Source organism: Burkholderia sp. Ac-20345 (assembly GCF_017104825.1).
Classification (GTDB): domain Bacteria; phylum Pseudomonadota; class Gammaproteobacteria; order Burkholderiales; family Burkholderiaceae; genus Burkholderia; species Burkholderia lata_B.
The window spans coordinates 20,902-40,409 of sequence record NZ_JAAGPO010000031.1 but is presented as its reverse complement, the minus strand read 5'-3'; the positions used below and the strand labels follow the sequence as shown (position 1 = coordinate 40,409).

Sequence of the window (19,508 nt, the reverse complement as noted above, 5' to 3'; positions counted from 1 at the left end):
CGCGTATCGAACCATTCATGGTTTCGGGTGGGTCCGCACGAGAGGACGTGATGCAAGCAGTGTATGCCGATACGCTGCGGTGGCGCGACAGTGGTGCCCCATTCGGCGTGGCCGGTATTCCGTTGCCGCAAGCATCACGAGCAACTGATAACCGGGTCGCTGTAGAACCCGACCAGACATTGTCCGACATGGCACTTGCCACCGTGCGAACGCTGCTTGATTCGTCGTCTCATATCGACGCGTCCACCCCCGATCAAATCATCGTATGCACAACGAGCTTCGAGCATGATCTGGCATTGTCGTGTGCCTGCCGTCTCCACAGCGAACTTGGATCAAGCCAAGCACCGCTGGCGGTCGGCCAGCTTCAAGGCGTGTCGTTCCTGATGGCGTTGGATATTGCCGTGGCGATGATGGCCGCTGACATCCGACTGAATACCGTCGTGATTGTCGCCGCGGAACGCTGGCGCCGGCCGTTCTCACGTCGGGTCAGTGCATTGACCGACATGGGTGACGGAGCCGCTGCCGCACTGATCGCGAGACACCCCGGTCCGGGATGGCGCATGAGCGGGCTCACCGTACGGACGCCCGGAATCCCACCTCTCGCAAGTGAGTGCGAACCCGTCTACATATCGACGCTCACGGACGTCATTAGCGAGACGTGCGCAAGCGCAGGTGTGCAACCTGCCAATATCGACTGGATACTTCCGGCGCCAATCGACACTCGCCTGGCTCACGAAACCAATACACGTTGCGGACTGCGGCCCGAACGGGTCTGCCACATACGCATGGACGCGTCCGGTCATTTCTGCGCCGCCGACACGCCTGCACGCCTCGACGCGCTGCTGCGGTCGATCAACCCTAGCGAGGGACAACATGCCCTCGTTTGGTCCACCGGCTTCCAAGGGCAGGCCGGTTGCGCTCTCCTTGAATTTCGCGGAGGTGGATCATGATTGCGTCGCAAGAGAATAACTCCCTTGCGCTGTCTGGCATCGCATTCAGTCTGCCAAATCGAACTGTGGATGCGCATCATTGGGCGGAGCGCTGCGGTCAGCCGTCGACGCGTGCGCGTGCACTGATCGAAAACGGCGTAACGCAGTTTCACGATGCGGCTGGCGAATCGCCCGTGAAGCTCGCCGTTGACGCTATATCGTCTCTCCTACGCGACACCGGAATAGCGCCTGAAACGATCGATGCGTTCGTGTACACACACACGATTCAGACCAGCGTTATCGCGCCACCAGCAAGTACCGCCCAACAGATTCAGTCCCAAACAGATCTGAACCGTGCGCTGGCATTTTCAGTCACGCAGCAGCACTGCGTCTCGCCAATGGCCGCGATCCGTGTATTGCAGGCGCTCGCCATGCGACGGCCCTCCATCCGGCACGCGATTGTGGTCTGCGCCGATGTGATCGGATCCCACTGCGACCGACTGCGAGCCATCCAGGATCTTGCCCTCCATAGCGACGGTGCCTGTGCGCTATTGCTCGAACGCGACGGTCATCGCAACGCCATTGCGGGCCTGCACGTTTACACAGACGGACGATCCTTCCGCGGCACCGACGAGGATCTGCAGCCGGTTCCCGACGATCGGTACTACTGGTCTGCATTCACGACCATGCGGGCCGCCATCCAACAAGCAGGGATTACGACACGCGAGATCACGCATGTACTGCCTCATCACGCCAATCTGCCGGGCTGGTCCAGGCTGATGGCAATGCTAGCCATCCCTCGTGAGCGGCTTTTCACGGCGAACTTCGCGCCAGTCGGCCACGTCTTTGGCGCCGATCCCTTCATTAACTTCCAGACCTGTTCGAACCGGGAACCGGGTGGTTGGTCGCTGCTGTTTTCGTGTGGTCTCGCTGGCTGCTTCGGTGCCATGGTGGTCCGCCACTGATCACCTGAACGATTTCCTTTCAACGCTCGACATTCGATCCGGATACCATCATGAGAAACGTCCTCGACCTCGTGCAAGCCGCTGCAAACCGCACACCAGACGCGGAAGCTCTTGTCTGCGGTTCCGCCCGAGTAACCTATCAGGACCTGACTCACCGCGCGCGAGGCATGGGCAATGCGCTCTACGCGCTTGGATTCACCGCCGGCGCGCGCATTGCGATCTATCTGGACAAACGTGTCGAAACCGTCGTGTCGATGCTTGGTGCAGCTGCCGCGCAATGCGTATTCGTTCCGATCAATCCGCTCCTCAAACCCCAACAGGTCGCTCACATCCTGCTCGACTCCGGTGCCGATTGCCTGATTACCAGCGCGCTGCGCGCGCGGGTCCTTGACGAACATGGTCTTACCGGCGTTTCCAACACAATCATCGTGGACGATGCCGGCTCCGCAAGCCGACATCTCCGAACAACAACCCACGTTCAAAGCTGGCCCGCGTCCGCAAGCGGAAATCGCACGGAACGGGATAGTGAAAAGCCACTGCACTCACCGGCATGGGCCAATGTCGACACGGATCTGGCCGCCATCCTGTACACGTCAGGCTCGACCGGACTGCCCAAAGGTGTGATGCTCAGCCATCGCAACCTGCTCGAGGGTGCCTGGAGCGTTGCCCATTATCTGAACCACGCCTCATCCGATCGAATCCTCGCCGCCCTGCCACTCAGTTTCGATGCGGGCCTGAGTCAGCTCACATCCACCTGGGCCGCGGGGGCCACCGCCGTGCTCATCAACTATCTTGCGCCGCAAGACGTCATCGATGCCTGCGCGAGCGAACGTATTACGGCAATCACGGGCGTGCCGCCTTTATGGATGCAACTGGTCCGTGCGGCTTGGCCCGAGCCGGCACGCCGGACATTGCGCTACTTCGCGAACACTGGCGGCAAGCTGCCGGCGCCCGTCTTGCAGCAACTCAGGGCATTGTTTCCGCAGGCCAAACCCTATTTGATGTATGGCCTGACCGAGGCATTTCGTTCGACTTTTCTCGATCCCTCAGAGGTAGACCACCGCCCCGATTCAATCGGAAAAGCCGTCCCTAATGCCCGGATTCTGGTCGTGCGCGATGACGGCTCTCCTTGCGGACCCGACGAAACCGGAGAACTGGTCCATATCGGAGCCTGCGTCACGCTCGGTTATTGGAACGACGCGACGCGCACAGCCCAGCGCTATCGACCTTCGCCCGAACTGAAACCGGGCGGCGCCCCACGAGATCGTGCGGTCTGGTCAGGCGATCTGGTACGGAAAGATGCAGAAGGATTCCTGTACTTCGTCGCGCGCAACGACGCGCAAATCAAGAGCTCCGGTTATCGCATTAGCCCTGAAGAGATCGAAGAAGTCGTTCATGACAGTGGCCTTGTCACGGAAGCGGTTGCCTTCGGCATCGCTGACGATGAACTTGGCGAAGCGATCGTCTTGTTGGTCGTGCCGGCCGCCACGGGCTTCGATGCTCAAACGCTTCAGGTCTGGTGTGTGGAGCATCTGCCGCGCTACATGGTGCCGCATCGCATCGTGGTTCGCGAGACGGTTCCACGCAACCCCAACGGGAAATTCGATCGGGCCGCATTGCGCGCCGCCTTCTCGAGCCCTGACGCCGCCTCCGAAGTGAGGCAGTCATGAACGGGCTGTTTAGGGAGCACAATGGCGTCCTCACCCTCGGTGGCGTCGAGATCAATCGCCTGGCCGACCGCGCGGGGCGCACTCCGTTCTTCGCCTATGATCGCGCAACGCTCGACGAGCGTGTATGCACGCTGCGCGATACGCTGCCAGCCGGTATTGACCTACATTACTCGATCAAGGCCAACCCAATGCCCGCGGTCGTCCATCACCTCGCGCCACAGATGGACGGGTTCGACGTCGCATCGGCCAACGAGATGGCACTTGCGCTGAATGCGGGCATGCCCGCAGAACTGATTGGCTTCGCCGGCCCAGGCAAGAGCCGCGACGACTTGCGTCGCGCCGTCGCGAGCGGTGTCAACATTCACCTCGAATCGGTCACCCAGTTGCACCTCGTGACAGCACTCGGCTGGGAGCTCGGTGTGCAGCCGAAGGTCGCCATACGAGTCAACCCGGACTTTCACGTCGATCATAGCGGCATGCGCATGGGTGGCGGGGCCACCCCTTTTGGGCTCGATGCGGAGCAGGTGCCCGAGCTACTGCGCGAGCTCGATGCTAGAGAAGTGACGTTGGCCGGTTTTCACATTTTTTGGGGATCCCAGTGTCTGCACGCCCCGACCGTCATCGAGGCTCAACGGAAAAGCGCGGATCTCGTCGTGAGATTGGCCGCTGGCCTGTCGCTCGCTCCGCAATACGTGAACTTCGGAGGCGGTTTCGGCATCCCCTATTTCGCGGGGGAAACGCCACTTGACCTCGCCGCGGTCGCCGATGCCATGCACGATTGGCTCGGCGTATTCCGCGATCGTTTGCCGGACACACGCACGACCCTGGAACTTGGACGATACCTGGTCGGAGAAGCCGGCATCTATGTGTGCCGCGTCATCGATCGCAAGGTATCCCGAGACCGAACGTTCCTGATCACCGATGGCGGCCTGCACCACCACCTGGCTGCATCCGGGAACTTCGGGCAGATCCTGCGCCGCAATTTTCCGGTCGCGATCGGGAATCGCCAGACACAAGCCCCTACAGAGCGTTGCCACATCGTCGGATGCCTATGCACGCCGCTCGACCGGATCGCCGATGACGTGCTGCTTCCCGAGGCACGCATTGGGGACTTTGTGGTCGTCTTCCAATCGGGTGCGTATGGACGCTCGGCTAGCCCTGGAGACTTTCTCGGCCACCCGAATGCGATCGAGATGCTCGTCTGATCACCCTCGTACTTTGTGGAGGATTGTGATGTTCTCCCCGGATTCCTTCCCGTCGGGGCCGGCCCCGTCGCCGTGGGCACTGACCGATGATCAACACAACCTCTATATCGCGAGCCAACGCTTCGCGCGCGACCGACTGGAGCCCTTGCTTACCGGCTCACCCAGCGTAGCAGCATGGCAAGAAACCGTCAGACTCGCAGCCGCAACACTTGATCTTGGAGCAATGGTCCTACCCGAGGAACACGGCGGCCTGGGAATCGACCGTCACGGTCTGGCACTTGTTGTCGAAGCGCTCGCCGCTGGACCGCTTGAGCGTGCATTGGAGTTGACGCTGACCGCACCCACGCTCATGGTGCTCCGAACGCACAATGCGCTCGGTCCGGTTCTGGCTCGGCCTGTTCAGGCGTATTTCGATGGCACAACAGCGATCGCGTTATCCGTGCCCGGCATCGACAACGCAACAATATGGCAACTTGGTCCACTGGGCGGCGCGGCGACCCTCACCATGCGAATAGATGACAAGCGGCGACTCCTCCTCACCGAGCGCTCCCGTGATCAGCGATCTTCGAGCTCGACAGGCATCGCCACGCTCGGCGCCCTCGTGTTGGAGCAATTGCATTCTGACGAGGCCGCGGCCGAAACGCCGCTTGCCGTGATTGCGCGAGCCGGCAGCGGTAGCGCTCCTCCCGCGCAAATGTACCTGACGGAAATCGGCCTCTATCTCGCTGCGCTCTTGACGGGCGCCATGCAACATAGCATCCGGTTCGCGTTCGATTACGCGGCGACTCGGCAAGCGTTCCGAAAGCCGTTGGCAAACCATCAACTCGTCGCGGCGCGATTGTCCGACATGCTGATCGCCGCCCATGGCACCCATCTTTTTCTGCACGCTGTTAGTGCAGCCCGCCCGTCGCCGCCGGTCTTGCTGGTCCGTCAGTTACTACGACACGTCGCGGCCGAGTCGGTCAACGTCGGTCGTGAATTCGTGCAGCTTTGCGGCGGCCACGGTTATGTTGAAGGCCTCCCGCCGGCAGCCCGCTTCCAGACCAGCCATTGGTTTGCCCAACTTCTGCTGCAGATCGACACAGCGCTCGGCTGGCTCTCGGAGCCGCGGGACGCGAATGAGGAGGTCGACGTATGAATGGCTGCGCCCCTACGGATGGCACGCTTCAGCCCTCAATGGACAACGCTGCATCACATTCAACGTCCGCCACTTGCTGGTTACGCGAACCAGGGCCGAATGACATCGACGACATCGTCGCCTGGCTCGCCCAGCCGACCATCAGTCGGTGGTTCGACTTCGGGCTCGGCCGCCAAGCCCTGCCTGCATTGGCGGTGCAAGCGATGGTCCATAGCAGACAGCATCGAATACGCGTATTCGGTTCGGTTGGCTATATCGTGCCGAGCGGTGTGGTCGCCGTCAGTGATGTCACGCACCGCTTCGCGACGGGCTCATTCTGGATCCTTCGCGACCGGTTGCGGCCAATCTGCGTCAATATGGCCTACAACGCCGCGGCATACCTCCTTCAGGAAGCATTCGTCCGTGATCGGCTGCGGTGCATCACTGCATGGGCCGTCGACTGCAATGTTCCGTCGCAACGTCTGCTCGCGCGCTTGGGTTTTCGTCTGATCGGACTGCAACGAGACTGTCATCTCGTCGATGGCACGCCCGTCGGTCGGCTCCTTTATGACCTGCTGCCCGAGGACCTCGCGCTACCACGCGCACTATGAATACAACCGTGATCACGGCACTTGCCAGCTATGTGCCGCGCACAGTCGCGGTACCTCGTGGGTGCGGAACAAAGCCAACGCGTGGTGCTCCGATACGGTCCGATTGGCACGCTTGGGTCGCGTCGTGGCAAGCCGATTACGCCCCCCACTCCACAAAGAACGCGGCTGAAGCCAGAAGCGCTGCAGTTAACGCAGCGGTGGACGAAATTCGTTGTGTGCCGGTTGAGCGCGATACCGATCTATCCGGGCTCGCCGCGAAAGTGGCACAGTCAATATGTGCGGCGCGGCCAGCCGATGCAGCGCCGATCGATATTGCCATGTTCTGCCACAGTAGCCTCAACGAGCATGTATCCACAACGACTGCTGGACGCTTGCGCGCAGTAATTGGCGCGCCGTGCTTCCCGTTCGCCGTCTCCCAACAGCAGGGAGCCTCCACGTTCACGGCGCTGCAGCTGGCCAGCGATCTGCTGATTGCTGAGCCCGAAATCCGCACCATCTTGATCGTCGCTGCAGAAAAGTGGGGGGCGCCGTTTTCGCGATGGACCGACCAGGGAATCGCGCAGGGCGATGCAGCCGGCGCCATCCTGGTGGAGCGCTCCGGACCTGCGTCTTGCGGACTGATGGTGATCGACGCTCGCGCCAGCCGCCTCCATCGGCTCGCGACACCCGCCCCGCTCTCAAGCCAAGATATCCGCACAGATTGGGTTCGAGCGCTGCGATCGACGATCGACGCGATACTGCTCCGACACTCGCTTCAACCCAACGACGTTGGCACCGTCGTAGGAGCAGGAATAGATCCGCAACTTGATGAAGCCATTTGCCGCCATCTCAGTCGCCGTCTCATTGAATTTTCCGACCACCGCCGCGCCTATCTAGGCGCAGCCGAACCTATCGTGCAGCTCGCCGATGTACTCGAATCTCACGACCTGCCAGTGTGCGAGCGAATCCTGACGTGGGGCGTCGGCCTAGGCGGCTTTGTCGGTTGCGCATTGTTCGAATCACATGGCAGGCCGCTCGTATATCTCAACCCGCCATGAGCGTATCCATCGGGATCGTCCATACCGCTTACTACCTGCCTGAGCCGGTCGATGACGTTCGCAGCTGGGGCCAACGAACGGAGCAGTCCGCCGAAACCATCAAACGCCTCGAAGAAGCAGGGGTGTGCGCCTTCTACGACGCTCGGGGACACACTGCGCTCTCGCTAGCCGCTAACGCCATCAAATCGCTCACTCGTACGATCCAGCTTGCGCCCGACACGATCGACTTTCTTGTCTACGTTCATACGCTTCAAGGCAGCGTCGCCCCACCACCGCTATCCTTGCCTCGCCTGCTATGTGAACGCTTTGGTTTCGAGCAGGCGGAAACATTCTCGTTTGCACAACAGCATTGCGCCTCATCACTGGGCGCGCTACGGATCATTCGCGCAATGTTTGCCGCCCGTCCGGCCATCAACCGAGGCCTGCTGGTCGGCGCAGATGCCATGCCCATCGCAAGCGACCGGTCGATAGCCGCGGCCGGATTACTCAGCGATGGCGCATGTGCTGTGCTTGTCGAACGCGATGCCTCGGTCAATCGACTGGTCTCGCTCGCGTTTCACGCGAGTGGAGACGGTTGGCGCGGCACACTGGGAGAAGATGAATCGCGTTTCGCAGCTCAGTACTTCTTTGCGGCGCGTCGGCTCGCGACGCAAGCCAGCGCCGAGGCAAATGTGGCGCCAGCCGAGATTCAGCGCATCTTGCCCTCCCATCTGGATTTGCCAACCTGGCGCCGAATTGTCGCATCGCTTGGTCTTCCAGCACGATGCCTGTTTACTGACAACTTCGCCCGCATCGCGCATGTGACGGTCAGCGATCCATTCATCAATCTCGTCGACTGCGACGATCTGATTCCCGGTAAGCCTTTCCTACTATGCGCCCGAGGAGTGGGAGGATTTTCCGCAGCGGCGCTCTTCATTCGCTAACAGGATCGTTGAATTCAGGAAATTTCGCCGATGGCGCGGCACGTGATCGCAAAATACATCGCAATATCGTTCCTGTTCCGGACAGTGACTTTAAAAAATAAATCACGTATTAAACTATTACAATCTATTGGATGACGTTCTGATCCCATCCATTAGACTCCACACTAGCTACGCGCCCAACGTCCATCACGACGCAACTTCCGGCGTCCGCCATAGCATAGCGGGTGCGCGGGCATTCAGAGCCCCACTACCATACTGTTTGTCCGAGTCGCTGCCACCGAGCCGGCGCCCTGCTCCAGAATTTCTCTCGAATACCACTAGGCAATAAGCGAGGCATAAGTCATGAGAACACGATTTCGGCACCGCACACACAAAAAAGCATCCAAGCCACCACCGTGGAATGTTACATTAGCCACTCGAATGGCGCCTATTCTGTCTCTCTTTACCGATGCAAAGGATATTTCCTCGCTTTCTGACTTACTTGGCAATGCGGTGCTTCCATTGGGTTTTCCATGTTACGCCGTCACCCGGATCTCCCTGACTTGCATTCGCTCTCGACCCAGCATGTCTATGGAGGCAATTTGCTCGCATTATCCCAATAACTGGGTGCAGCACTATCTACAGCACGACTACGGCCTTGTCGATCCCGTACATCGAGCGGCTTTTACCTCTTCCGGACCTTATCACTGGGGTGATATTACCGACTTGAACCACGCTGAGCGACATGTGCTCGTGGAAGCATGCGACGCCGGACTCAAAAATGGGCTTAGCATTCCAATTCGTGAGGTTGGCGGCAGTGTTTTGCTCATCAATCTATCAGGCCGGTCATCCCCTATCAATGCAGAGACGAGCCGGCAACTCGCGAGCGTAATCAGCACTCTATTTCGTTTGGAGCTGGATCGGTTCGCCCCTCCCCACCCGAAGGTACTCGTTGAGCTATCTCCACGTCAGCGTGAGTGCCTTACATGGGTCGCACAAGGGAAGACATCGCCGGACATCTCCCTGATTCTCGGAGTATCCCGCCATACAGTCGAATACCATATCGCTGAAGCAATGAAGGTCCTGAACGTAAATAGCAGAATAGCAGCTGCCGTCATTGCCGCCCATTACGGCCTGCTTGATTACCCCCTTATTTCAGACAAAAAAATCCCTGAAGAATGAGCAGGCATGCTCCCGGTATGATTTGACCATGCCCACAGATCCCTCAAATCCCATATATTGAATAATTCTGGACCAGCTGGAGATCTTCAATATTGCACTGATAATACCCGGCCAATATTCATTTTGCCCCTCCTCCCTACCTAACTAGTTCCAGCTGTTGTTTCGACTTGATACGGTAGCGCCCATCACTAAACGATGGGGAACACAAATGCCACTCATTATCGCCGGTCGATTGATCGACTTGCCACTTGAGCTTCGTGAAGGACTCGGCACGTTCCGATATGACGTGTTCGTCCGCCGCCTCGGCTGGCCGTTGCCCGACATTAAGGAAAATGAAACCATCGAGTGGGATCACTTCGATGGCGAAAACACCGTTCAGGTTGTTGCACTGACTTCCGAACGACAGATATATGGTTGCGCACGCCTGATGCCAACTACCTCTCCGTACCTGCTCCGAGAACTGCTTCCTCGATCGTCGAACCTCGACCTTCCCTCCTCACCCACCGTATGGGAGCTATCGCGGTTCGCCGGCTCGGACATGCAACTCTTTCCCTATGTCATGGCCGTCGCTGCATCGCTCGGCGCGAATCGCATCATCGGTGTCGTCACCCACGCCATTGCACGACTGTACCGCCGCTTTGGCCTTGATCTGCAATATGTTGGACCGCACCAGGACACAGCTACCGCTCCGTTCCTGGCCTGTGCTATTGATCTCACCCCCGCCACGTTCGCCAGCCTTGGAGCCAACCTCGACAACCTCCGATCGTCAATCACATGGCATCAGTCGCTCACACCGAATGTTCCGGGCTCGCTGAGGACACGGCCATGCGCTAGGCGTTGCTCAACAGACATGCGATAGCCGTTCTTCCCGGCAGGAGCCGTCACGCTCCGCCGAGATTGGCACTCGGCAGCCAAGACCACGACTAAGATGCGGATCGCCGACGGTGATGCCGATTATCCGCATCCTTTACCCAATCTGGCCGGATGGCGGATGCGTAGGCCTGACCGGTGCGCGAACCTTCGCCGCTTGCCTGTGCGCGCAGTCCGAGGCGTTCATCAATGGCATGAGCGACAGTCGAAGATTTTGGCAGGCGGCCGTCGTCGCAGTCCGCCCAGAACACGTGCATCGCGTCGAACAACACTGAGAGGATCGCGGTCAGGTAAGGCAGCCGAACGATTACACCGCCCCCCATTGAATCGCCATCAACAGGACCGTAGTGCTCGCTCGGCACGTCGGCCGGCAGGTCAATTCGTAGCGCATCGAGCTCACGCTGCAATCGCTCTTCAACGCAATAGTGCGCGGTCGCCGAGTTCGCCAGGACCTTCCCAAGCTCGCACAACCTCTCGTCTTTCAGTTGAACGCATCTTGTGAGACGACGAATCTGTGCTTCGGCGTGTCGCAAGCGGATCTGCAAAGCCTCGCAATCGCAGGCCGGTGCCAAGCATGCGTTTGTATCGCTCGATCGCCAAACATTATCGCGTTGCTCCATAGCAGGCCTCGCCTCGAACGTGGCGATATGTACTCCACACACCGCGAGAAATCGGATCGCTGATGCACCGAACTGACTGGACGCACCGCGCCTGCGAAAATCGGTGAGTCTTTTTTCGTTCCTTCTCGCAACAGTGTCAACTGTGAAGATTGGGGGTGCACTGATCAGCGCGCCTGTGCAGTTGAACGATATGGAAAAACGAAACACTCCACCACAACATCGGCGCGGAATTGGTCTATCAGTTGCACGAGATCATGCACGTGCAAAAAAATAAGAAGGCTTGTCTGAAGTTTTACGCTTTGGCGGAGCCGACGATTTCAAAATGGGCCTCCTCATAGTCCCTCCGACGCAATCCAATGGAGACGGCCCCAATGCGCCCTGGCAGACCAGACCGGCGAGCACAACGGGCGACCGCCCAACAAGCCACTGATGATCGTCGGTAATTCGCGTACCCAACCGCATAGTCCAATGTACGGCTTCGATTGTTCCACCAGGTCGGCGGCCTCGGACGCGATAAATGGTCGACTCCTGGTCCAAACGATGAGAAAATCGCGCAATCATCCCCATTGCGCTGCCGACAATGACATGTCGCAGACCCGATGCGTCGCGCCGAATTGGACTCTTCGAAGCGACCATTTCAATACTGTTTCTTTTAACCACGTGGAGTGAAGAATGGCCACCTATCAAGAGTTGAAAGCCAAGGCTGATGCACTGCTCGTGCAAGCGGAAGAAGCTCGGCAGGTCGAACTAGAGACCGTGCTCGAAGAAGTTCGCGCCCGTATTCAAGAGTATGGTCTCACGCCGGAACAGGTCTTCGGCCGTAAGCGCACACGTAGCACGAATGGCAGCCAATCCGCGACGCCGAAGTATCAGGATCCGAAAACGGGCAAGACGTGGAGCGGGCGTGGCCGCGAACCGTCATGGATCAAGGGTAAGAAACGTGATCGCTTCTTGATCGCCGAATGATCACCGCAGCGTAGCGATCGGTCGCCCTACGGACACTCTCTGGGCTTGCAGTTTCATGCTGCAGGCCCATTGAATCTGCATCAAGCCGCGCCGGCCCAAGCGCTTCAGATCCGCCTTAGTTGCCCAACGTTGAAGACTCCCCGCGGTCCTTTGGAATCCATGCCGCTCGTCACCGCGGCGACTCGATTTCACATATAGCAGTGATACCGCCAGATGTCGATGAATTCGGCCTGTATTGCATTAGGATCAAGCGACATACCGACGACACAGCCTCGCACTCGCGATATCGGGCGCGTACAAACCGACCCGGCCCGCAGCACCGTTTCAGAACAGAAGCAGCGTCGATTTAGGCAGCGAACGTTTGCGGCATGACCGGCGCCATTGACTCTTCAAGCATGCGTCCGCTTGAACAATACGCACCCCAGTCTTCCATCATGAGCCGCCGTCTTTCGAGTTGATCGCGACGCCGATAAGCCGCGATCGTCTGCGAAGTAATGATGTGCGCCAAGGCTTCCTCTGCCAAAGAATCCGGATAGTCGGTGCATTCGGCAACCCAGTCACGAAATGTCGACCGAAAACCGTGGACGGTGATCCCGGAATACGACATGCGTTTCAGCAGGGACAGCATTGCCATGTTCGACAGTGGGCGCCCTTCCGTGCAACCGGGAAACAAATATCCATACTTCGCCTTCGACTGCGCACTGCGTACAATCTCGACGGCCCGCTTGCAATGCGGCACGCGCAGCGTGCCGACCGCTTTTCGTGCGATCGCCCGGGATACTCCCGACACGGTTGTCGAGATCAAACTCATCAACCCGCGCAAATCGCGCCTCATTCGTGCGAGTCGCCGTCAGGACAAGCAAGTGCAACACTCTTGCCGCCCGTCGCGGGCGTTGTTCCAATTCCTGAATGAATGTGGGGAGGTCTTCCCAAGGCAACGCAGCGTGATGCCGGACCTGCGAGCGCTTCTTCGAGCGCGGCAATACTAGTTGCAGATGGTCAACGTATCGTGCCGGGTTACTACCGGTTCGGTGCCCCATCACGGTCTCTGCGTCCAGGATCGCCTTGATGCGCCCCCGCACACAGCGCGCCGTCTCTGCCTTTTTGGTCCAAATCGGCTGCAGAATGCGGACAATCATCGCTGTGTCGATGTCGCGCACACGCACATCGCCGATGATGGGATAGGCGTAAGTCTTGAGCGTATTGCCCCATTGCTGACTGTGCTTCCGGTTTCGCCACTCCGGTTCGTGCGCTCGAATGAACGCTTCAGCAGCCTCACGGAACGTCACGTTGGCATCGATGGAGATGTCGAGCAATCGGCGGCGCTGCTCTTCGCGCCGCGCGAGGATGGGGTCAATCTGCTCCCGAACCATCTCGCGGTATTGAGTGGCCAGCTTTCGCGCTTCACCAAGCGAGACTCGTGAAAGCGGTCCGAGGCCCATTTCGCGCACTCGCCTGTCGAGCGTGAAGCGAAACACCCACGAGCGTGCGCCACTGCCGGCATCTGCATGAAGAGGCCACCGCCGTCGGCATAATGTCCCGGATCCACCGCCTTCGCGACACGCAGCGCGCTAAGCCGATGCAATTGTCGTCCTGCCATGCCGCCCTCCTTTCCCACCCACAAAACCCCGTAAAATCATGGGCTTGCGGACTTTCAGAGGAAGATCAAGGAACGCCGCGGAAGCCCGGCATGGCGGAAGGCAGCCGACGCCAACCACCTCTAGGACAGGCCCGCCAGGTAAGACTCCCTCCGTCTCAGATGGCTCCCTACCCACGATTCTACCCATATTTGGCTCAACGGCAATCTAATGTCGGCCGCAATGCCTTGATGGCAAAGGGATACCAAGCAGATTTCCGACAAAAAGCACCACCGGTTGCCGCCACGGTTTCTGTTACGTTCGATGCCCTCCCTAAAAGCCGCAACGGTGTGGCAAGCAGTGCTGCCATGTGGGAGTGCGCTGCCGTAGCCGACAAGCCGGCAGGCAACCACCGTGTTCAAGCGAAATGCAGCGTTTGTCAGCGCCCGGTCACGCCAGATTGCCGGAATGACGCGCCATAGGCACTATCCGGCAGGCGATCGCCACCGCCGAGTCGCGAGCGGAAGGTACCGGCCGGCGACGTCGTCCTGTACAAGCCGCGCTTTTTCAGTTCCGGCACAATCAATTCGGCAAAATCGTCGAGCGTACCCGGGCTGATCAGCGGATTGAGCATGTAGCCGCTCGTCGTCGATTGCCGCGCATGCTCGGCGAGTTGGGCGGCGACTTCGTCAGGCGAGCCGACGAGGATCAGGTCGGTGCCGCGCGTGACGCTGGCGAACTTGCGCCGCACGTCACCTGCGGTCAGCGGCTTGCCGCTGCCGTCCGGCCGCACGACGTAGGACGTGAGCCCTTCGGTTTGCGTCGTCAGCGGCTCGTCATCCGCATAGCGGTCGATGTCGATGCCGGTATCGCCGGCATAGCTGACGAGCTGCGCCTGCAGGTGATAGTGCTGCTGCAACGCGTGGTACTTCTCCTTTGCGTCGGCCGACGAACGCGCAGTCACGATGCGCAACACCGTGAGCGCATTCACCTCCTCCGCTGCACGACCGTTGTCGACCGCCAGCCGCCGGATTTCATCGAGGCCGGTGCGAATCTCGTGTGGATTCGACTTCGCGACGAACACCACTTCGGCATGCTTCGCCGCGAATTCACGCCCACGCCCCGACCAGCCGGCCTGGATCAGCACCGGCGAGCGCTGCGGCGACGGCGCACAGACGTGCGGACCGCGCACGCGATAATGGGTACCCACGTGCTCGATCGGCCGCACACGGTCGCCGCGCGCGTAGCGCGGCTCGAGCTTGTCGGCCACAACGGCGTCGTCCGCCCAGCTCCCTTCCCACAGCTTGTACACGACGTCGAGAATCTCCTCCGCGCGTGCGTAGCGTTCGTCGTGGCCGATCATCCGGTCGAGCCCGAAATTGCGCGCCGCGCTCGTCAGGTAGGAGGTCACGATGTTCCAGCCGATCCGGCCGTTGCTCAGGTGGTCGAGCGTGCTGAAGCGCCGCGCGAGCGCGAATGGATGCTCATACGTCGTGCTCGCGGTCACGCCGAATGCGAGCCGCTCGGTCTGGGCGACGAGCGCGGGGATCAGCATCATCGGATCGTTCGCGGGCGACTCCACCGCCCATTGCAGCGCCGCATCGGCCGACCCGCCATAGATGTCATACAGACCGAGCACGTCCGCGAAGAACAGCATGTCGAGATCGGCCTGCTCGGCCTTGCGCACGAGATCCGACCAGTACGCGAGCGTATTCGCGCGTAGCCGTTCATCGGCAGGATGGGTCCAGAGGCTCGGCGCACCGCCGCAGCCGACGCTGGCCTGTTCATAAAGGGAAAACAGCAAGGGGCGAGGATCGGACATCGTCGTGTTCAGTGCAAAAGCAGGAATCAGTTGGGTGCCGCCCACGCGCCGGACGATGCGCCGCGGCGCCGTGCGGGCGTGCGATCGTCGGGCTCGCGCGTCAGGTAGCGGTTGAGGTGCTTCTCGAGACGGGCGGCGGGAATCGTCAGCAGCGCGACCAGCACGACATAGACGATCGCCGCGCCGGCCAGCGGTTCGCAAACTCGCAATGTTTCGAAGCGAAGCGTATTCGCCGTCCCCATCACGTCGAACACCGTGACGGTCGACGCGAGGACGGTCGATTTCAGCAGCAGGATCGCTTCGCCGGTGAGCGCGGGCAGCGCGAGTCGCCACGCACGCGGACCGACGATCCGGCGCAGTACACTCGCCCGCGTCATTCCGTATGCATAGCCGGCCTCGATTTCGCCGGCCAGCACCCCGGCGATCGCGCCGCGCAGGATCGTCGCGACATAGGCTCCCTCGTTCACGCTCAACGCGATGACGGCATACCAGAACGCGTCCCGCAACAGCGGCGACGCCCAGCTGTCGCGCATCCATTCGCGCGGGACGATCTGGCCAAAGCCGTAATACAGCAGATAGAGCTGCACCAGCAGCGGTGTACCGCGAATCAGCATGATCCAGCCGCGCGCTGGCCAGCGGCAGGGTGCGTGACGCGAACCGGCCGCAAGCGCGAGCGGAATGCCGATCACCACGCTGGCGATACCCGACAACAGCAGCAACGCCAGGGTCGTCGGCACCGCAGCGAGCAGCTTCGGCATTACCGTGTCGAGCAGGAACGTCAGCGAAAAACTCATGCGGTGGTGAGCCTCGTGCCACGATTCACGTACCGTTCGAGCATGGCGAAAAGGCCCATCGACGCGACGCTCAACAACAGGAACAGCGCGGCCGTGACCAGGTAAAAGAAAACGTAGTGCCGCGTCGCACCGGCGGCGAGCTGGCTCGCCTTCAGCAGATCCGTGAAAGACCCGAGCACGCTGATGAACGACGCATCCTTGGTCGCGTTCAGCCATACGTTACCGACGCCCGGCAGCGCGAGCCGCGCCGCAATTGGAAGCCGGACGCGTGTCAGGGTTTGCCACGGGCTCATTCCGTACGCGTGCGCGGCCTCGATCTGCCCCACCGGTACGTTGACGAGCGCCGCGCGGAAGATGTCGGTCAGATAAGCGCCCTGGATAAAGCCGAGCGACAACGCCGCCACCACGAACGGATCGAATGCAAAGCCGTCGGATACCAGACCGCTACGATGCAGAACGGCCTCGAGCGCGGGTGCGACCGCATAGAAAGCGAGCAGCAGGCACAACAGTTCGGGCAGCGAGCGCACGAGTGTCGTGTAAAGCCGTGCGAGCCACGTCAGCCACGCGTGCCGCGACAGCTTGCCGAGCGCACCAACAATGCCGAGCAGCGTCCCGGCGCAGAACGACGCCGACGCGACGCCGAGCGTCAGTGCGAACGCGCCGGCGAAGATGCGGCCGTAACCGCCGTCGCCGAACGCAAGCAATGCCAGCAGCGAATCATCCGCGGCCATCGGCTCAACGACCCTTCTCGATCGTACCCTTCAGGTTGGGATAGCGCGCGGTGATCGTATCCCACGTGCCATCCTGCTGCAGTTGCGCAATCACGGTCGACAACCGGCCACGCAATGCATCGCCTTGCCGCACGCCCGCGCCGATACCGAGACCCAGCACCGGGTTGTCCGCGCAGGTAGCCTTGACCTCGAAATCCTTCCCGTCGCGCGACGACAGGAAGGCCGTAAACAAGCCCTTCGCTTCCTGCACGTAATCGACCCGGCCAGAGACCAGATCCGCGAGCGCGTTGTCGAATTTGTCGAACGCCTTGATTTGCGCGTCACGCTTGAAGCGTGCATCGAGGAATGCCGAGAAATTCGTGCCGGCCTCCACGCCGATCACGCGATCCTTGAAGGTTGCGGGCACCGCACAATCGATACGACGTCGATCGCTTTTCGCGCCGACGAATACCGTCGGCGATTCGTAATAGGCGCGACTGAAGTCGATCGCCTTCTGCCGTTCGCCGGTGATCGTCATCGACGACCAGATCACGTCGATCTTGCGGTTCTGCAGCGCCGGGATCAGCCCGTCCCATGCGATGTCGGTGAGTTCGCAGCGCACATTGAGCTTGCCGCATGCGGCGTCGAGCAGGTCGACTTCCCAGCCTTTCCACTTGCCGGCTGCATCCTTCGAGAAGAACGGCGGGTACGACTCGGCGTCAATGCCGACGCGCAGTACCGGTTGAGCCGCATGGACTACCGGCACAAGACCGAGTACGAACAGCGCGGCCGCAGCATGGCGGACCGTTGAATACATCGAACGATTCATTTGGCAGGTTTCTCAGATAACGTCGACATCGCCGGTGTCGCACCGGCATCGGGATGCGTGACTTTAGTACCTGCCGATGCGTGTACCAAATGGTTATTTTTTCGATAGTTATCTGATCGGGCGATATGCGGAAAAGGGCACGTTGATCGAACCGGTCCGCGCCGAGCAGCCGGGTTGCGGATCGTTGCACGATCGCGCCAGCCCGGCTGGCGAGCAAGTTACCGCCAAGTTCATGCCGCCGCGTAGCGATTGCGCGGATAGCGTACATCGAGATGGTCACGTAAGGTCGTGCCTTCGTACTCGGCGCGAAACAGGCCGCGTTCCCGAAGGATCGGCACCACCTGTTCGACGAAGTCGGTGAACGCCGCAGGCGTACCGCCACCGACGATGAAACCGTCCGCTGCGTCCGCCTCGAACCATTCCTGCAAGCCATCCGCGATGCGCTCCGGCGTGCCGATGAAACGCGGACGCGGTGCAGCCGACTCGAGGGCGACCTGGCGCAACGTCAGTCCGCGCTCGCGAGCATTGCGCTTGATCTCGTCCGTCCCGCTGCGGAAGCTGTTGCTTCCGAGGTCGCCGATCTCCGGAAATGATTCGTCAAGCGGATACCGGCTGAAATCGTGATGCTCGAAAAACCGGCCGAGATGATCGAGCGCGCTCTCGATCGTGATCAGTTTCAGGCTCTCCTGGTATTGCCGTTCCGCCTCCTCGGCTGAGCCGCCCACGATTACACCAATCCCCTGGAATACCTTCAGGTCGTCGGGGTGCCTCCCCTGCTCGATCACCTGGTGCTTGAGATCGGCATAGAATTCGCGCGCCTGTGCCAGCGTATCGTGATGGGTGAACACGGCATCTGCATGCCTCGCAGCGAGTTGCTTGCCGGCATCGGACGCGCCGGCCTGAAACAGGATGGGGCGAGCCTGCGGCGTACGCCCCACGTTCAGCGGCCCCTCGACAGAGAAATACTTGCCTTTGTGATTGAGCGTATGGAGCTTGGCCGGATCGAAGAACACCCCGCTCGCGCGGTCGCGCACGAACGCATCTTCCTCCCATGAATCCCAGAGACCCTTCGTGACCTCGAGATATTCGTCGGCGATCCGGTAACGTTCGTCATGCTCGGGATGCTCGGTGCGCGAAAAATTCCGTGCGGAACCTTCGAGCGGGGACGTCACGACGTTCCAGGCCGCGCGCCCCCGGCTCAGGTGATCCAGGCTCGCGAACTGCCTCGCCACCGTGAACGGCTCGCTATAGGACGTCGACAAGGTACCGACTAGCCCCACCCGTTCCGTGACGGCCGACAGTGCCGCCAGCAGCGTGAGCGGCTCGAAGCGGTTCAGGAAGTGCGGAATCGACTTCGTGTTGATATGCAGGCCGTCCGCAACGAACACGAAATCGAACTTGCCCGCCTCGGCCTGCCGGGCAACGTTCTTCGCGAAGTCCGGGTTGATGCTTGCGTCGATCACCGCGTCAGGATGACGCCATCCCGCGTAATGCCCGCCGGGCCCGTGAATCGTCGCGCCGAGATGAATCTGCCTGGAACGCCCGTTCTGCCGCACCGCCTGCGTTTCGCTCATGATCACATTGTCTTTTGTTGTACTGATGTTAATGGAAGGAATTCTGTGCTTTTCGCACCACCATCATGGGTATCGCGGTGCGGAGAACGATCGCTCGCCCCGTGATTGACGGTCGGCCGTCCTGCCCT

At 60.5% G+C, this 19,508-nt stretch carries 17 protein-coding genes and 1 pseudogene; 11 read left to right on the top strand and 7 right to left on the bottom strand.

All coding sequences use genetic code 11. The features are described 5' to 3' along the window. Positions 1-50 precede the first annotated feature (50 nt). The 10 genes from G3O06_RS14315 (at position 51) to G3O06_RS14270 (ending at position 10,477) form a co-directional block, all read left to right on the top strand. The gene (locus tag G3O06_RS14315; protein ID WP_241019969.1) at positions 51-950 is read left to right on the top strand and encodes a 3-oxoacyl-[acyl-carrier-protein] synthase III C-terminal domain-containing protein; all 900 of its coding nucleotides are present in this window, start codon (positions 51-53) and stop codon (positions 948-950) included. Further along, the gene (locus G3O06_RS14310; protein WP_205816457.1) at positions 947-1,894 is read left to right on the top strand and encodes a 3-oxoacyl-[acyl-carrier-protein] synthase III C-terminal domain-containing protein; all 948 of its coding nucleotides are present in this window, start codon (positions 947-949) and stop codon (positions 1,892-1,894) included. Before G3O06_RS14315 ends, G3O06_RS14310 begins: the two co-directional genes overlap by 4 nt. 50 nt (positions 1,895-1,944) lie before the next feature. Beyond that, positions 1,945-3,564, top strand: coding sequence for an acyl-CoA ligase (AMP-forming), exosortase A system-associated (locus G3O06_RS14305; RefSeq protein WP_205816456.1), 1,620 nt, complete (start codon positions 1,945-1,947; stop codon positions 3,562-3,564). Then, positions 3,561-4,769: a pyridoxal-dependent decarboxylase, exosortase A system-associated gene (locus G3O06_RS14300; RefSeq protein ID WP_205816455.1), complete on the top strand. Its 1,209-nt coding sequence runs from the start codon at positions 3,561-3,563 to the stop codon at positions 4,767-4,769. The genes G3O06_RS14305 and G3O06_RS14300 overlap by 4 nt, the downstream gene beginning before the upstream one ends. Before the next feature lie 28 nt (positions 4,770-4,797). Continuing rightward, a complete protein-coding gene (locus G3O06_RS14295; RefSeq protein WP_205816454.1) occupies positions 4,798-5,907 on the top strand; it encodes an acyl-CoA dehydrogenase family protein in 1,110 nt (369 codons plus the stop codon). Continuing rightward, positions 5,904-6,497, top strand: coding sequence for a GNAT family protein (locus G3O06_RS14290; protein ID WP_205816453.1), 594 nt, complete (start codon positions 5,904-5,906; stop codon positions 6,495-6,497). Before G3O06_RS14295 ends, G3O06_RS14290 begins: the two co-directional genes overlap by 4 nt. Positions 6,498-6,694: 197 nt before the next feature. Continuing rightward, positions 6,695-7,534 (top strand): 3-oxoacyl-ACP synthase, encoded by an 840-nt coding sequence (locus G3O06_RS14285; RefSeq protein ID WP_205816452.1) that lies wholly within the window; start codon positions 6,695-6,697, stop codon positions 7,532-7,534. After that, complete coding sequence (locus G3O06_RS14280; RefSeq protein WP_205816451.1) at positions 7,531-8,457, top strand: 3-oxoacyl-ACP synthase; 927 nt, start codon at positions 7,531-7,533, stop codon at positions 8,455-8,457. Before G3O06_RS14285 ends, G3O06_RS14280 begins: the two co-directional genes overlap by 4 nt. A 342-nt stretch (positions 8,458-8,799) precedes the next feature. Continuing rightward, a complete protein-coding gene (locus tag G3O06_RS14275; protein WP_205816450.1) occupies positions 8,800-9,618 on the top strand; it encodes an autoinducer binding domain-containing protein in 819 nt (272 codons plus the stop codon). A gap of 208 nt (positions 9,619-9,826) precedes the next feature. Then, positions 9,827-10,477 carry an acyl-homoserine-lactone synthase gene (locus G3O06_RS14270; protein ID WP_205816449.1) on the top strand — a complete coding sequence of 217 codons (651 nt, stop codon included), beginning with the start codon at positions 9,827-9,829 and terminating at the stop codon, positions 10,475-10,477. Positions 10,478-10,541: 64 nt separating this feature from the next. Here G3O06_RS14270 and G3O06_RS14265 read toward each other — a convergent pair whose 3' ends face one another. After that, positions 10,542-11,108 (bottom strand): hypothetical protein, encoded by a 567-nt coding sequence (locus G3O06_RS14265; protein ID WP_205816448.1) that lies wholly within the window; start codon positions 11,106-11,108, stop codon positions 10,542-10,544. Between the two features lie 672 nt (positions 11,109-11,780). On the opposite strand from G3O06_RS14265, the gene G3O06_RS14260 reads away from it, so the two are divergent. Then, on the top strand, positions 11,781-12,074 hold the full coding sequence (locus G3O06_RS14260; protein WP_205816447.1) for an H-NS histone family protein: 294 nt from the start codon (positions 11,781-11,783) through the stop codon (positions 12,072-12,074). Positions 12,075-12,420: 346 nt separating this feature from the next. Here the strand turns inward: G3O06_RS14260 and G3O06_RS14255 are convergent. From G3O06_RS14255 to G3O06_RS14230, 6 genes and pseudogenes are all read right to left on the bottom strand, one after another. After that, positions 12,421-13,674, bottom strand: a pseudogene (locus G3O06_RS14255) (integrase arm-type DNA-binding domain-containing protein). Between the two features lie 416 nt (positions 13,675-14,090). Further along, on the bottom strand, positions 14,091-15,473 hold the full coding sequence (locus tag G3O06_RS14250) for an NtaA/DmoA family FMN-dependent monooxygenase (protein WP_205816446.1): 1,383 nt from the start codon (positions 15,471-15,473) through the stop codon (positions 14,091-14,093). A gap of 26 nt (positions 15,474-15,499) precedes the next feature. Then, on the bottom strand, positions 15,500-16,267 hold the full coding sequence (locus G3O06_RS14245) for an ABC transporter permease subunit (protein WP_205816445.1): 768 nt from the start codon (positions 16,265-16,267) through the stop codon (positions 15,500-15,502). Next, positions 16,264-16,998, bottom strand: a complete 735-nt coding sequence (locus G3O06_RS14240; RefSeq protein WP_205816444.1) for an ABC transporter permease subunit — start codon at positions 16,996-16,998, stop codon at positions 16,264-16,266. The genes G3O06_RS14245 and G3O06_RS14240 overlap by 4 nt, the downstream gene beginning before the upstream one ends. A 4-nt stretch (positions 16,999-17,002) precedes the next feature. Then, positions 17,003-17,806: a transporter substrate-binding domain-containing protein gene (locus G3O06_RS14235; RefSeq protein ID WP_205816443.1), complete on the bottom strand. Its 804-nt coding sequence runs from the start codon at positions 17,804-17,806 to the stop codon at positions 17,003-17,005. 230 nt (positions 17,807-18,036) lie between these two features. Next, complete coding sequence (locus tag G3O06_RS14230) at positions 18,037-19,380, bottom strand: LLM class flavin-dependent oxidoreductase (protein ID WP_205816442.1); 1,344 nt, start codon at positions 19,378-19,380, stop codon at positions 18,037-18,039. Between the last annotated feature and the right edge of the window lie 128 nt (positions 19,381-19,508).

What these genes read in the sequence shown, in the direction of transcription:
- G3O06_RS14315 (WP_241019969.1), top strand. Translation starts at nt 51, where the DNA reads ATGCAAGCAGTGTATGCCGATACGCTGCGGTGGCGCGACAGTGGTGCC.
- G3O06_RS14310 (WP_205816457.1), top strand. Translation starts at nt 947, where the DNA reads ATGATTGCGTCGCAAGAGAATAACTCCCTTGCGCTGTCTGGCATCGCA.
- G3O06_RS14305 (WP_205816456.1), top strand. Translation starts at nt 1,945, where the DNA reads ATGAGAAACGTCCTCGACCTCGTGCAAGCCGCTGCAAACCGCACACCA.
- G3O06_RS14300 (WP_205816455.1), top strand. Translation starts at nt 3,561, where the DNA reads ATGAACGGGCTGTTTAGGGAGCACAATGGCGTCCTCACCCTCGGTGGC.
- G3O06_RS14295 (WP_205816454.1), top strand. Translation starts at nt 4,798, where the DNA reads ATGTTCTCCCCGGATTCCTTCCCGTCGGGGCCGGCCCCGTCGCCGTGG.
- G3O06_RS14290 (WP_205816453.1), top strand. Translation starts at nt 5,904, where the DNA reads ATGAATGGCTGCGCCCCTACGGATGGCACGCTTCAGCCCTCAATGGAC.
- G3O06_RS14280 (WP_205816451.1), top strand. Translation starts at nt 7,531, where the DNA reads ATGAGCGTATCCATCGGGATCGTCCATACCGCTTACTACCTGCCTGAG.
- G3O06_RS14275 (WP_205816450.1), top strand. Translation starts at nt 8,800, where the DNA reads ATGAGAACACGATTTCGGCACCGCACACACAAAAAAGCATCCAAGCCA.
- G3O06_RS14270 (WP_205816449.1), top strand. Translation starts at nt 9,827, where the DNA reads ATGCCACTCATTATCGCCGGTCGATTGATCGACTTGCCACTTGAGCTT.
- G3O06_RS14265 (WP_205816448.1), bottom strand. Translation starts at nt 11,108, where the DNA reads ATGGAGCAACGCGATAATGTTTGGCGATCGAGCGATACAAACGCATGC.
- G3O06_RS14260 (WP_205816447.1), top strand. Translation starts at nt 11,781, where the DNA reads ATGGCCACCTATCAAGAGTTGAAAGCCAAGGCTGATGCACTGCTCGTG.
- G3O06_RS14250 (WP_205816446.1), bottom strand. Translation starts at nt 15,473, where the DNA reads ATGTCCGATCCTCGCCCCTTGCTGTTTTCCCTTTATGAACAGGCCAGC.
- G3O06_RS14245 (WP_205816445.1), bottom strand. Translation starts at nt 16,267, where the DNA reads ATGAGTTTTTCGCTGACGTTCCTGCTCGACACGGTAATGCCGAAGCTG.
- G3O06_RS14240 (WP_205816444.1), bottom strand. Translation starts at nt 16,998, where the DNA reads ATGGCCGCGGATGATTCGCTGCTGGCATTGCTTGCGTTCGGCGACGGC.
- G3O06_RS14235 (WP_205816443.1), bottom strand. Translation starts at nt 17,806, where the DNA reads ATGAATCGTTCGATGTATTCAACGGTCCGCCATGCTGCGGCCGCGCTG.
- G3O06_RS14230 (WP_205816442.1), bottom strand. Translation starts at nt 19,380, where the DNA reads ATGAGCGAAACGCAGGCGGTGCGGCAGAACGGGCGTTCCAGGCAGATT.